This window comes from Sphingobacterium sp. HMA12 (assembly GCF_002933815.1).
GTDB lineage: Bacteria > Bacteroidota > Bacteroidia > Sphingobacteriales > Sphingobacteriaceae > Sphingobacterium.
In genome coordinates, this window is record NZ_BEYR01000002.1 from 730,394 (window position 1) to 744,206 (window position 13,813).

At 41.6% G+C, this 13,813-nt stretch carries 10 protein-coding genes; 5 read left to right on the plus strand and 5 right to left on the minus strand.

Going from position 1 to position 13,813, the window contains the following annotated elements; translation table 11 throughout:
• Nucleotides 1-56 precede the first annotated feature (56 nt).
• The 4 genes from HMAT_RS16475 to HMAT_RS16490 all read left to right on the plus strand — a co-directional run bounded on the left by HMAT_RS16475 (nt 57) and on the right by HMAT_RS16490 (nt 7,400).
• Nucleotides 57-1,250 carry a FecR family protein gene (locus HMAT_RS16475; RefSeq protein WP_104383920.1) on the plus strand — a complete coding sequence of 398 codons (1,194 nt, stop codon included), beginning with the start codon at nt 57-59 and terminating at the stop codon, nt 1,248-1,250.
• A gap of 162 nt (nt 1,251-1,412) precedes the next feature.
• Nucleotides 1,413-4,733 (plus strand): TonB-dependent receptor, encoded by a 3,321-nt coding sequence (locus tag HMAT_RS16480; RefSeq protein ID WP_158655906.1) that lies wholly within the window; start codon nt 1,413-1,415, stop codon nt 4,731-4,733.
• Nucleotides 4,734-4,789: 56 nt separating this feature from the next.
• Nucleotides 4,790-6,241, plus strand: coding sequence for a RagB/SusD family nutrient uptake outer membrane protein (locus tag HMAT_RS16485; RefSeq protein WP_104383922.1), 1,452 nt, complete (start codon nt 4,790-4,792; stop codon nt 6,239-6,241).
• A gap of 10 nt (nt 6,242-6,251) precedes the next feature.
• Entirely contained in the window at nt 6,252-7,400 is a 1,149-nt protein-coding gene (locus tag HMAT_RS16490; RefSeq protein WP_104383923.1) for a metallophosphoesterase, read from the plus strand.
• Nucleotides 7,401-7,517: 117 nt separating this feature from the next.
• Here HMAT_RS16490 and HMAT_RS16495 read toward each other — a convergent pair whose 3' ends face one another.
• From HMAT_RS16495 to HMAT_RS16515, 5 genes are all read right to left on the minus strand, one after another.
• Nucleotides 7,518-8,258, minus strand: a complete 741-nt coding sequence (locus HMAT_RS16495; protein ID WP_104383924.1) for a hypothetical protein — start codon at nt 8,256-8,258, stop codon at nt 7,518-7,520.
• 539 nt (nt 8,259-8,797) lie between these two features.
• Nucleotides 8,798-9,487, minus strand: coding sequence for an SMUG2 DNA glycosylase family protein (locus HMAT_RS16500; protein WP_104383925.1), 690 nt, complete (start codon nt 9,485-9,487; stop codon nt 8,798-8,800).
• A 98-nt stretch (nt 9,488-9,585) separates the two neighbouring features.
• Nucleotides 9,586-10,083 (minus strand): peptidylprolyl isomerase, encoded by a 498-nt coding sequence (locus HMAT_RS16505; RefSeq protein WP_104383926.1) that lies wholly within the window; start codon nt 10,081-10,083, stop codon nt 9,586-9,588.
• 37 nt (nt 10,084-10,120) lie between these two features.
• A complete protein-coding gene (locus tag HMAT_RS16510) occupies nt 10,121-12,121 on the minus strand; it encodes a thioredoxin domain-containing protein (protein ID WP_104383927.1) in 2,001 nt (666 codons plus the stop codon).
• Between the two features lie 50 nt (nt 12,122-12,171).
• Entirely contained in the window at nt 12,172-13,014 is an 843-nt protein-coding gene (locus tag HMAT_RS16515) for a hypothetical protein (RefSeq protein WP_104383928.1), read from the minus strand.
• A gap of 184 nt (nt 13,015-13,198) precedes the next feature.
• Here HMAT_RS16515 and HMAT_RS16520 point away from each other — a divergent pair, with 184 nt between their 5' ends.
• Nucleotides 13,199-13,813 (plus strand): RNA polymerase sigma-70 factor, encoded by a 615-nt coding sequence (locus tag HMAT_RS16520; protein ID WP_104383929.1) that lies wholly within the window; start codon nt 13,199-13,201, stop codon nt 13,811-13,813.

Genomic DNA, 13,813 nt, shown 5'->3' on the forward strand with positions numbered 1-13,813 from the left:
TAAGATAATCGTATGCTTCGTGTTTCTATAGGCAACAAGGAAATGAAAAGAACATCATGTATACGATAGACCATATTATTCAATTACTCCAAGCTTACCTGAAAGGGGAAATCCTGCCCGATGAGCATGCTGAATTAAGCATGCTGTTTGAAAAGTATCCGGAATTACAAGACTTGGTCAAGAAATTGGAAGATCCAGCAAATTTGCGCAAGGAATTACAGGCTTATGAAGAATTTGCTGAAGCAGACCGGGTGCAAGAGCAAAGGATACTGTCGAATATTATGGATAAAATTGAGGATCAGGCAGATCAACAACCTAGACGTCGAAGGAGACGATATGGTTGGTATACTGCCGCGGCTTGCCTTATTGGTATTGTTGGCTTGGGAATATGGCAACTAAATAAACAAGATGCTATAAGTACACAAGATCCTTCCGCTCCTGTTGATGCTATTAAATTGGCAGAAAACCTGCTTCCAGGTAGGAATAGAGCCACCCTTCAGCTGGCGGATGGTACCGATATCGGGCTTGATCAAGGAAAGGCCGGGATCGTAATGGGCGATGAAATTACCTATACCGATGGGTCAGTAGCCTTGACGGCGGCAAAAGATGAAAAACGTATGATGATCTTGTCAACTCCTCGTGGTGGACAATACCAGATTGCCCTTGCAGATGGAACTAAGGTGTGGCTCAATGCGGATACGCGCTTACGCTATCCGAATAAATTTACAGATGAACAGCGCGTTGTCGAATTGGATGGGGAAGCTTATTTTGAAGTAGCCAAAGCGGCTGGAAAGCCATTCATCGTAGTCACAGCGAAGGAGAAAGTTGAAGTTTTGGGCACCCATTTCAATGTCTATTCTTTTCCAAAGGAAAAGGAGTCAAAGGTCTCTCTGCTGGAAGGTAAAGTAAAAGTATCCGTTCCGGCAGGAAAGACAAGGCTACTTCAGCCGGGGGAACAAGCGTCGGTACAAGGGGAAGAGCTTTCCGTACAGCAGGTACCCGTGGATGAAAGTATTGCCTGGAAAAATGATGAATTTATGTTCAATAACGAGCCTTTGGGTACGGCACTGGCTCAGGTAGCACGGTGGTATGACATCGAGATTGATATTGACCCGAACCTGGCCAAGATGAAGTTATGGGGATCGGTTTCACGTCTCGATAATTTTGACAAAGTGTTAAAGATCATCAAGATGACCGATGATAAAATTAAAATTCAAATCGAAGGGAGGAGGGTAAGATTGATGAAATAAGAACCAAAAATGACCTATTTCCTATTTCGTTCTGTCAAAAAGCTGAGGAAGGTGGTACTTCCCCAGCACATTTTGGTCCGAAATTTTATAAAACGCGCTTAACTGTTTATTAAACTAACAAACCAATCAAATGTAATGAAAAAGTATAAATACCTCATTATTATGAAAATGATTATTATACTTCTTTTATTTACACTAGGGCAGCTCCATGCGGGAAGTTTCGCCCAGACGGTAAATATCAAAAAGAAGAATAGTTCGATCGTCAATGTATTTCGTGAAATCAAAAAGCAGACTGGATACACCGTTCTGTGTAAATCTGAAATCGTAAATAACACACCTGCTGTTACGGTTGATTTCATTAACGTTCCTTTAGATCGTGCTTTGACGGATCTCCTTGCTCCACATGGTTTAACCTATCTCAAGGAGGGAAAGTCCATTGTTGTTAAAGCTGGAAAGGCTGATGGGACAATCGACCGTTCACACAACAGCGTGAAAGATAATACTTTTGAGCTGCAAAAGAGTATTCATGGTCAGGTTACCGATCAGCAAGGTAAGGCCCTTTCGGGGGTAAGTGTTACCGTGAAAGGAACGAAAGCAACTGTAGGAACAGATCAAAACGGAAATTATGCGATCACGGCCGGCCGTGGGGCAACACTGGTTTTCAGTTTTTTAGGTTACGATCGCAAGGAGGTTGAAGTCAGTGGGGAAACGCTCAACGTAAGTCTGCAGTTTAGCCAGTCCAATCTGGAGGAGGTCGTGATTACGGGCTATGGTACTTTTAAGAAAACAGATTACACGGGATCGGCTTCCACGATTCGGGCTGAACGTATGGCAGATGTCCCAGCGGTTAATTTTTCGACGATGCTGCAGGGGAACGCACCAGGTGTTCAGGTCAACTCTTTATCGGGGCAACCGGGGGGAGCGACGGATATCCGTATCCGTGGTATGGGCTCCATTAATGCATCAAACAAGCCTCTGTTCGTTATCGATGGTGTACCTGTGATGTCCGAAAATATTGCCTCAAGCAGTAATAATAATGCTGGACTGGATGTGATGTCGACTATAAATAGTTCCGATATCGAGCAAATTACGGTGATCAAGGATGCTGCGGCAGCTTCTCTTTACGGTTCACGTGCAGCGGGCGGTGTGATCTTAATTACTACCAAATCCGGTAAAGCAGGTAAACCGGTATTTTCAGTGAAGGGAGATTATGGGCTATCTAGCCAGGCAACAGATTATCGTGAAGTGATGGATGGGCCACAACGACGCGAGATGCTTTTGGAGGGCCTTCGCAATAGAGCCCGTTATTTAGATAAGCTAACGGATGATATAAAGATCGAAGAATATGCGCAGGCGAATATTGATAAATATGCACCTATTCCGAAAAGCGGCTGGGCAGATTGGAAAAAAGAGCTTTTTCGTCGCAACTCACCCTTCCGAAATGCGGATATTTCTGCTTCGGGTGGAGATAGCAAGCTTTCCTATTATACATCCATGGGGTATACCAACCAGACAGGGTTATCCTATCAGTCAGGTTTTGAGCGTCTTACGGGAAGACTCAATGTGAAATACAAGATGAGCGAAAAGATGGAATTAGGCGCTAATATCCTGTATTCCAACATTACACAGGACGTCAATTCCGAAGGCGGTGGTTATACGTCACCGATCTATTCTTCGCGCCATAAGATTACAGCATCGGAACCGGTATACAATGAAGATGGGTCTTTCTTCCTGGATTTCTTTTCTAACGGCCCGCGGAATCCCAAGGCCTCTTCGCTGTACAATTTCCGACGGGAGAAAGGAGACCGTTCATTCAATACGGTTTTTGCGAACTATAAATTCATTGATGGGCTAGTTTTTAATACAACTTTTAGCCTGGATCACACGACAACGCGTTATAACTCCTGGTCCGATCCCCGTACCTCGGATGGCGAAAAAACGAATGGTTCATTGACCACGAGTTTTTCGGATTATAAACAAATGGTATGGCGCAATAGCCTAACCTACACCAAAACATTAGCAGATAAACACCATTTGGATATATTGGGTGGCTATGAGGTGAATACTTATCGTAAAGAAGGCATGAGCGGTGCGAAGGACAATTTTCCAACGGTGGATAAAACCGTGTTGTCCAACGGTTCGGTGCTGACTGATGTCTCGGGATCCAATAATGAATGGCGTTTGCTGTCATACCTGTCGCGTGCGAATTATAATTTTGATGACAAGTACTTTTTAGGAGGTAGTATTCGTATGGATGGTAGCTCACGTATCCACCGCAGTAATCGCTGGGGGACATTCTGGTCATTGTCCGGAGCATGGAAGTTCACCAAAGAAGACTTTATGGCTTCTTTAAATGATGTGATCAGCGACGGTAAAATCCGTGTTTCTTATGGTACCAATGGAACTTTGCCATCCGAATTTTATACCTATATGGATTTAACGGGTTTTGGTTTCCCGTACAGGAATAATCCGGGTATGCGGGAGATTCAGATCGGAAATCCAGGTTTGAAATGGGAAAAACAGAATAATCTCAATATTGGATTGGATTTGCGTTTGTTCGAACGACTGGGACTTACCTTTGAGTGGTACCAACGTCAGTCATCGGATTTGTTGAACGATGTTCCTACCTCTTACACCACAGGATTTTCATCCTATCTGAGCAATATTGGAACAATTCGCAATTCGGGTATTGAGCTTGACCTGAACGCAGATATCCTAAGAAATGGTGCATTTAAATGGACTTCGAGTTTAAACTTTGGGATGAACCGTAATAAAACAATTGCCCTATCTGACGGCAGTTCGGAATTGCGGGATGGGACACAGATTCACCGTATTGGACAGCCATGGTATAGCTATTATTTAATCGAATTTGCGGGGATCAATAAAGAGACCGGCGTACCACAATATTATGTCAATGATCCTTCGACACCGGGTTCGAGAGAGACTACCGAAGATTATACTGCTGCAACACGGATTTTGTATAAGAATGCAGATCCAAAGCTTGTAGGTGGTTTTACCAATACATTCCGTTATAAATTCCTGGACCTCAACTTCACCTGGACTTATTCCCTAGGCGGCAATTCATATGACAATGCGGCACAGAAAACAGAACTGGGGGGGAAAACAGGATATGACAATATTCCAAAATATTATGAGCGGAGATGGCAAAAGCCGGGCGACGAAACCGATATTGAGATGTTTATGGTCGGAAATAAATATGACATGAGCAGTGTGGCCAATACACGCCGCGTGCATTCTACCGATCATATCCGTTTGAAAAACCTGACTTTTGGGGTTTCTATTCCACAGCATATCTCCCGCAGGCTAAAAGTTAGTAATATCCGGGCTTTTTGTTCCGGTATGAACTTACTGACCTTTGCGGCCTATAAAAACTACGATCCTGAGGTACCTGTAAATGGGGTGGTATATTTTGAATCCCCGAAAATAAAGACGGTAACCTTCGGTTTGGATGTTAAATTTTAAGAGCGAGCACTGATTCGTTAGCAACCCATCAACATGATGGGAAAAAATTATTTGTGATGAAAAATATTATATCAATAGCGTTATTATCCTGTACATTGCTGACAGGCTGCGGCAATAAATGGCTGGAGACAGCACAACCAAGTACCTCAACAGAGAGTTCGGAGGCAATTAAATCGGCGAATGAAGCGAGCTACGCATTAAATGGTATCTATGATATTATGCGTGGCTATGAATATTATGGCGCACGGATGACATATTATGGGGACGTCACTGGGGAGGATATGCTCGCCAACGGTGACACCAAGCGTGCGGCAGGTTATTATCTTTTTGACTTTAACAAGGATAATACGCCATCCTCGCTTTGGTATCAACCTTACCGTGTGATCCGTAATGCCAACGGTGTGCTGGCCTATGTAAATGGTTTGTCTGCCGATCAAATGACCGATGTGCTCAAAGATATCAAAGGACAGGCCTTGACCATGCGTGCAATGGCTCACTTTGATCTGGTTAAAGTATTTGGCGCTCCCTATGCGGTAAATCAAGGTGCTTCTTTGGGGGTGCCTATTGAGACAGAGAAACATGTGTCTACGAGCAAGCCCGCACGCAATACAGTTAAAGAGGTTTATGCACAGATTATTAACGATCTGGAAGGTGCTGACAGTTTGTTGAGTACAGCAAGAAATGATGGTAAGCTCAACAGGTTTGCCGCAGAGCAAGTATTGGCACGTGCTTATCTCTATATCGGAGAAAACACAAAAGCCTTTAGAATGGCTGCAGCTCTGATCAAAGATGCCGAAACTGCCGCAAGCTCAAAGAAAGGACAGTACCAATTGTGGAAAAATGAGGAGTATGCGACGGTCTGGTCCAAGGACTTTACGAGCGAAATATTGTTTCAGCTGTCCAATACCAAAGTAGAGGCCAGTGACTCAAAAGAGGGGATTGGTAACTTGTTATGGCGCTTGGGCTATAATGACATCATTCTTTCAGATGATTATTTGAATTTACTTCAAGATGATCCGAATGATGTACGTCAAAAAGTGATAACCAAATACACCAGTAAGCAGGTCGATTATTACTATTTGAATAAGTATCCGGGGAACACGGCAGAGAATGAAAATCCAGAATTTGCTGATATTCCGGTTCTTCGCTTATCGGAAGCATACCTTATTGCAGCTGAGGCAGCGGTAAAATTGGGTGATAACAGCAATGCACTTCATTATTTAAATGCCATTGTCAAACGCGCTAATCCGGCGAAGTCGGTGAGCGGAACCGTGAGCCTGAGCCGAGTTATGGAAGAGCGTCGTCGTGAGCTGGTTGGTGAAGGGCATCGTTTATTTGATGCCATGCGCAATGACCTACGGATAGAACGTAAGGGTAAGGCGCACGTTTCACCGCTATTGAGACCGGAGACAAAATCCTTCGACCGCACCTACTTCAAAACACTGATGGCGATTCCGAGAAGGGAAATCGATGTGAATCCAAATATTATTCAAAATACCGGTTATTAAAATAGGTCACATGAAAAACCATCGGAAATATAACCGTGAACATTTGTGTACTGATCCAAACTGGATCAGTACATGTTGCTTTCTACTTTTTATATTGTTTAGTTTCCAGCAGCTGCATGCACAGACCCAACCACCGTTGGGGCAGCATGATGGGCCTTATTTATTCAATGAAGCCGGAAAGACCAAATCCATACGAGTAGTTGATGGAAAAATACAGGTTGACAACCTGCTACAGGAGCCTTTTTCGGTATGTACCGAAGATGGTCAATATCGTTTTGAGATCTCACGCCACCCTATAATAGTGCCCAAATGGTCTTATCGCCGTAGCGAAAAGATTATGGTACTTTCCGATCCACATGGCGATTTTACCTCTTTTTATGCCATTCTAAAGGCGCAAAAGGTGATCGGCGCAAATTATGAATGGATTTTTGGGAAGAACCAGTTGGTAATTATAGGCGATGTATTCGATCGGGGAAAAGATGTATTGCCTATTTTTTGGCTGATTTACAAGCTGGAAGGTGAAGCCGCCAAAGCCGGTGGGCAAGTGCATTTTTTGTTTGGAAACCATGAGGAGATGCTCATGCGTGGAAATTATAAATACACCCAAGACAAATACAAGGCACTGGCGGAGGCTATCGGTAAGAGTTACCGTGATTTTTGGTCATCTGAAACCGAATTGGGCAGATGGTTGCAGTGTAAGAATACGATGGAGAAGATTGGTGATTACCTTTTTGTACATGCGGGGCTGAGTGCTGCCATGCAGGATCCGAAATGGACTATTCCAGCGGTCAATGATTCGGTACGCCGATATCTGTTCCATACGAAAGAGGAGCGCCAGCAGTCAGAGGCGGCATCGTTGCTATTTGGTAGTGAGGGACCATTATGGTACCGAGGTATGGTTCGTGAAGAAGAGAAATACCATCCGTTGAGCGAAGCGGATTTGAACAAACTGATGAAAATCTATGGCGCCAAACATATTTTTGTAGGGCATACTATTTTTCCTGAAGTAAGCAGCTTTTATCAAGGTAAAGTATACGGGGTCAACGTCAGTAATGAATCTAACCGCCTGAAAGGAGGTAGCCGGGGGCTGCTAATCGAAGGAGATAAGATGCTGTTAATCTATGATGATGCAACCAAGAATAAAGTGATCGCCCGGTAAGTGGCGCTGATTTAACGACACAACAAAAGGCCGGAATTAAATTCCGGCCTTTTGTTGTATTATCGATGCCAGCAAGGAAACATCATTTAAATTGATTCTATACGAATGATCGATCATTTAACGATCAATAATAAACGCACCGACAATTGCGGCGGGATGCAAATCTTTATTATTTAGCAAGGAATAATCTTCGCGAAATCTTTCATAGTATTCGATATTCATTCCAATAAGTACGGTCTCAGCATCTTGATCGTTCACATCAAACCGTAATTCTTCCAATTCAACAGTTCTAGAATCTGCCTGTAAGCATAAAGAAATCTGGTGTTTGTGCCTACGGACATAGATCTGTTTTTCGAAATTGAATACCACAATCATCAGATTTATTTTCATGAGATTACAGTATTTTGGACGATGAATATCATTTTGCATGTCAAATTTTGGGAATTGTATGGCAATTTGTTTTGTATCCAATAATTTTATTTCTGGGTCGAAATGCATGTAGTCGTGCATATGGCATTTGTCGTTGAATTGGAAGTTTACCAGCCGATCGATCTTTCCGCCTCGAATTGTCTTTTCGCCCACGGGTGCTCTGTTTGGCCGGGTTACTCTTTTTAATTGGTTGATCAGGCGATTGTGCATATTGCTATCGTGCAATTTGAGGTGAACTTCTCCCATTATATGTCTTATGCGGGATCCTGCAGTACTCGCGTGACCAAAATCTATAGCAGCTGCTTTTGTGGCCTTCGTTTGTTTTGTTTTACGTCCGGGGCCCGTTTGTACAATAGTTTTTTCATTTGATTTTCGAAAGACGAGGTTCCCAACCAAGCCTTTCAGATTACCGTTTTCCAGTATAGCCATAGGTTGAATTTAGGGAATTAAAATACTGAAAAACAAATAATTGTTCATTTTTAAGAGATTTGAAATTGGCTTTTACTAGCAATTGTTAAATTTATAATAGCTAGTAAAACCCCATTACGAAAATTACATTGGATGTTTTTATCCGTGATGCAGGCAAGGGTCTTTTTCGAATTTGGTATGGTGGTAAAATTGCTGCTTCGATGGCGGTTCGATGCAGCTTCGTATCTGCTTCGGTACAGCTTCGTACCCTAGTCGAGATGAGTCTGTGGTGAGAGCGACATGTGTCCGTGGTGAGTCCGAGTTAAAGTCGGAAACATGAGGGTAAGACTTCTTTCTCAAGCCGCTATTACTTGGGCGCAGTGTCGAAGAAGAGGCGAATAAGTGTCGAATGAAAGCCGAAAAGGAGCCGAAGTGGCCTCGAATACCGCATATAACACGGACTCCGGATCGAAGTAATACTAATCCGTTCTATCGTCCGGGATATTACTTATTAACAATATTAGTACTGATTTATAGCTTATTAACATAGTTACTAACATTTATAAGCCACTCAATAAGCGAATATAATTGTCGATATATAGTTGTTTGTCCTTGGATTTATATTGCTGGATATAGCGTGGGTGATCCAGAATAATCATCTCTCCAAATAGTTTCTCTTCTTTGTTGATTTTTGCGAGGAAGGTAGCATTTTTCTTTCCTAGAACAAAGATTTGCTCCGTTTGGAGCCCCATAACGATATGTTGTTTTAGGGATTCAACCATAAATGGCTTCACCATTTCAAAAAGCTGCTTATCGTCATAATAGTTTGCATTAATCCAGTTGTTGGGTTTTTTATGCTGGACGATGGCCAGTGGAAAAGGGGAATTGATGTAAAACTGTTGATAGAAGATATCAGGCCCGCCATAGGCTTCAATCATATCGTACATAAAGACCGAGGAAATTTCATGGGTATGAGCGGATTGCATTTTTATACCACAGGCACTGTATAATCGTTTGGTATCGGTAAAAGGAACGCCGGTGACACCTGCCCCATGTCTACTTGGATTGATCCCGATGATAAATTTACGTTTAAGGTTGTCATTATAATACTTATTGTAAAATTGTTGCATGACAACCAGTGTCTCAGGGTTATCGAGGTAGGGATTGATAACATTAAAATCGGAAGGAAGATCCCCGTGATAGTCGAGCTGTTTATTGAATGTAATGACTTTTTCGGCAAATGTGACCATAATGGGTGTTTTGGAAACAAGTTACATATTTTGAGTTAAGTAAAACAAAAAAAGGACGTCAATTGACGCCCTTTTCCTGTTTATATTTTGATCCCTGATTAGTGACCTTGCGTACCATCTACACCATGAGAATGTCCATGGGACAATTCTTCTTCAGTAGCGGGGCGTACAGTTAAGATTTCGATATCGAAATTCAACGTTTTACCAGCCATTGGGTGGTTTAAATCTGCAATAACAATTTCTGGAGTTACCTCAGCAACTACAGCACGGAATTGGTTTCCTTGGTTGTCCTGCAAAGGCAATACTTCACCTACTGGAGGTAAACCTGTCTCTTTGAACATGTCTACAGGTAATTGAGCGAATGCTCTTTCGTCTTTTTCGCCGTAAGCATCTTCTGGTACCAATTCGAAAGAAATTTTGTCACCCACGTTTAAGTCAGCGATGTTTTCTTCAAATTTAGGCAACATCATACCTACACCATATAAGAAGTCTAAAGGTTGTTCTGCAGTTGTTTCTTCAACGAAAACTTTTTCACCGTTTTCTACTGTGTGAAGTCTGTACGTCAATGCTACGACGTCGTTTGCTTTTATAGCCATCTGATTTTGATTTTTGGAGCCCTAAGGCCACCGTTTATTAAATATAATTTATTAACGCTGTTATGGAATCTTGTGGAAGACTACAGGTCTTATTTTTGCAAAGATATGCTTTTGTTTCCTTTCCGATTCTATTCTCAAGGAGAGGAAGACTTTCTTCCGTGCCGCCGAGTACAATTTTGTTTGGGATATAATGTTGATCTAGTTCCTCAAGAAAAGCTAATGCTCCCTCGCCTGTCAATGCAATTTCATTGATCCCATATATTTCTTCTAGCAATAATATTGCCCAATTTGAATAAGCGGAGCCGTAAGTTTTGATTTGGGGAAATACATTCGCCAGCAATTGATCAGCTATGGCGGTATAATTCTCATCATTAAAAAGTAAACCCAAACGTTTCAACTGACGGACCATCGTCGAGGAGGAGGCGGGAACTACGTTATCCATGATTTCACTTTTTCGGGCGATCAGCTCTTCAGCTTCTGATGAAGTATAGTAAAATGTTTTCTGCTCCGCATCATAAAATAATCCGATAGCTTTGTCGGCCAATTGCTGTGCAATGGTCAACCATTTCTGATTGAATGTGGCTTCATATAAAGCGATAAAGGCTTCTATGGTGAAAGCATAATCATCCAGAAAACCCGATATCGCACGGTTTTCATCTCGTGGCTGATGCAATATATAGTTATTATCCTGAATCAGTTCCGTGCAAATAAACTGTGCATTGTTTAGTGCGAGATCCAAAAAGTGACGATTTCCAAGACTACGGTAGGCATCAATTAGCCCTTTCAATAAGAGCGCATTCCAGGTGGTCAATTGCTTATGATCCAAGCCCGGCCGTAAGCGTTGTTCGCGATAATCAAATAGTTTCCGCTTGGAAGTTTTTAAAAAATCTGCCCATTCGTCAGCTGACATATTGACCTTTGTGGCAACTTGGTCTGCATTAATGGCGCAAATGGGAACATTCGTATGTTCTTCCTCCCAGTTGCCTTCTTCGGTAATATTAAAATATTGACTAAATAACTCGGCGTCTTTGCCCAGTATTTCATCGAATTCGGCTTTTGAAAAGGAGTAGTATTTTCCTTCAATACCTTCGCTATCAGCATCAAGTGCGCTGTAGAAACCATGATTGGGGGCAAGCATCTCCCTTTCGGCCCAGGCAATCGTCTCTTCGATTATTCTTTTATAAAATGGATCTTTATTCTGTTGATAAGCTTCGGCATAAAGGGAAAGTAATTGGCCATTGTCATAGAGCATTTTTTCAAAATGTGGGATATGCCAGTAGTGGTCTACTGAATAACGGGCAAAACCACCACCAATCTGGTCATAGATTCCTCCGGAACCGATTTTTTTCAAGGTAAAATGGACATGGTTCAGGATTTCTTGATCATTCGTAAGAACAGCATACTTTAAAAAGAACAGCCAGTTGTTGGGCAGCGGAAACTTAGGCGCTCTTTTATAGCCACCTTCTTTTTGGTCGAATGTTTCGCTCCATGGTAAAATGATAGCTTCGAGATCCTTATGTGTGTATTGTTCGGGAATGGGATGGATGGGGAGTTTCTCCGCCCGTTGGATCCCATTCTCCAATTTGTTGGCATAATCTAAAGCGACCTCCGGCTTTTCTTCCCACATCTGCGCAATCTGTAGCAGGATGTTTTGCCAGTCATGGGGTTTGAAATAAGTGCCGCCATAAATTGGACGACCATCGGGCAGGCAGATGCAATTCAAAGGCCATCCACCGGCATTGGTCATTAATTGGACAGCGAGCATATACACTTGGTCGATGTCAGGGCGTTCTTCGCGGTCGATTTTGATGGACACGAAAAACTTGTTCATGGTCTGTGCAATAGCCGAGTTTTCAAAACTTTCCCGTTCCATCACATGGCACCAATGGCAGGCTGAATAGCCTATGCTGACAATAATAAGTTTATTTTCTTCCTTCGCCTTTTTTAAGGCGTCTGCTCCCCAGGGCATCCAATCCACGGGATTGTGCGCATGCTGCTTAAGGTAAGGAGAGTTTTCAAACTGCAATTGATTCGCCATAGGACGAAGGTAGGAAAAAAGCCTCCAGAATGGAGGCTTTAATGTATTTTTTAATATTTAGGTTCTGCAATGATGAAATAAGTTTCAATGGCATCTTTCGGAGAACCTACTAAGGCGATTGAAGAAGCTCCGTTTTCCCAAATCGCTACTGGAGTATAATTCAACTTGTTTTTGAAAAGCATAGTATACTTGTCATCAAGTTCCGCTTGTTTATTTTGTGCAGAAACAAATTTAGGTGTACCAAACGTAGTTTGTGCTACTTCCATTAAATACTCTTTTTCTTTTTCCGGAGTTTGTATTGGAAATTCATCACCATAATAGAGATTCACATAACTATATGGATATAGCCCTTTCACATAAGTTTGATCTATGCGATAGCCTTTTTTGTAGGAATAAGACTGTCCGACAATGTTACTTGCCGGTGGATTTTCCCAATTGACATTAAAAAAATCTTTTCCTGCAATAGCTCTGAAGGTCAAACTAGATCTTTTAATAACTTTACTATCTTTATAAAGGAGAAGGTTGAATTCATAATTACCAGGTTTGTTGAATGTAATCCCTCTATATGCTAGATTTCTCTCAGTGCGTGTATTGTAATGAAGAACATCGTCAATATGCCATACTACGGAATCCACAAAAACGTTATCCCAATCGATAAATGATCGGTAATCCTTATGGTTTTCTTCGTCATATACCCCAACTAGTGTTTCGTCAAAAATATTAACCGTATTGACTTCAGTATGAACATTGATATTTTTAATTAACTTATCACTATAGGATATTGTTTCTTTTTCTTCTGGTGTAATTACCTCTGGCGTTTCAGGATCATTGTCTTTAGCGCATGAAAATAAAATGCAAGCAATACAACTCGCAAGGAAATATTTTTTTAACATCAATTATATTTTTCGTAAAAATAAAAAATATAATTGAAACTTACTTGTTGTGTGGCGTTTTGTTTTTTTTTTACGTTAAGCTATTGCTTGGGCTTCATTCGTTGTAAATTAGATAGATTGGATGAAATCTCCAGGGAATTTGATTACTTTTACACACGATTATTATTAGCGTTACCGAAGTCCTATGTCAAACGACGTTGACCTGCTCAAAAAAATAGTTCAAAAAGATAAAAATGCTTTTGAAACTATTTATAAAGCCTATTTCCGTAAATTGTATACATTGTCTTTTCGGTACGTGAGAGATGAAGCAATCGCCGAGGAACTGGCCAATGATGTGTTTATGATGTTATGGGAAAATGCGGACAGGCTAGCTATTAATCAATCATTAGGAGCCTACCTGTCACGTAGTGTGATCAACCTTTCACTTAATCAGCTCAAAAAGAACCAGCGCTTACTGGATCGAAATAATGATTATATTAAAGATTTGGACCTGACAGACGATGAAGATCAGGCCGATCTCGCCGCGCTATACGAATCTAAACTGCTGATGATTGAAAGTATACTGCAGAGTTTACCTCCACAGTGCCGAAAAATCGTTCTGATGAGTAGGTACGATAAGATGAAACAGCAAGAAATTGCGGACCAATTGGGGATCTCCATTAAAACCGTTAAAAATCATTTGACCATTGCCTATGATAAAATTCGGGTCGCACTAGCCAAACAGAGAACATATTTATTGCTCCTGATCTGCTTTTTATTTTTTTCATTAGGACTTTTTGTTCAGTTTATTATCTTATAG

Coding starts and splice junctions, on each gene's coding strand:
- HMAT_RS16515 (WP_104383928.1), bottom strand. CDS start 13,014: ATGTTAAAAAAATATTTCCTTGCGAGTTGTATTGCTTGCATTTTATTT.
- HMAT_RS16475 (WP_104383920.1), top strand. CDS start 57: ATGTATACGATAGACCATATTATTCAATTACTCCAAGCTTACCTGAAA.
- HMAT_RS16495 (WP_104383924.1), bottom strand. CDS start 8,258: ATGGCTATACTGGAAAACGGTAATCTGAAAGGCTTGGTTGGGAACCTC.
- HMAT_RS16500 (WP_104383925.1), bottom strand. CDS start 9,487: ATGGTCACATTTGCCGAAAAAGTCATTACATTCAATAAACAGCTCGAC.
- HMAT_RS16520 (WP_104383929.1), top strand. CDS start 13,199: ATGTCAAACGACGTTGACCTGCTCAAAAAAATAGTTCAAAAAGATAAA.
- HMAT_RS16490 (WP_104383923.1), top strand. CDS start 6,252: ATGAAAAACCATCGGAAATATAACCGTGAACATTTGTGTACTGATCCA.
- HMAT_RS16480 (WP_158655906.1), top strand. CDS start 1,413: ATGAAAATGATTATTATACTTCTTTTATTTACACTAGGGCAGCTCCAT.
- HMAT_RS16485 (WP_104383922.1), top strand. CDS start 4,790: ATGAAAAATATTATATCAATAGCGTTATTATCCTGTACATTGCTGACA.
- HMAT_RS16510 (WP_104383927.1), bottom strand. CDS start 12,121: ATGGCGAATCAATTGCAGTTTGAAAACTCTCCTTACCTTAAGCAGCAT.
- HMAT_RS16505 (WP_104383926.1), bottom strand. CDS start 10,083: ATGGCTATAAAAGCAAACGACGTCGTAGCATTGACGTACAGACTTCAC.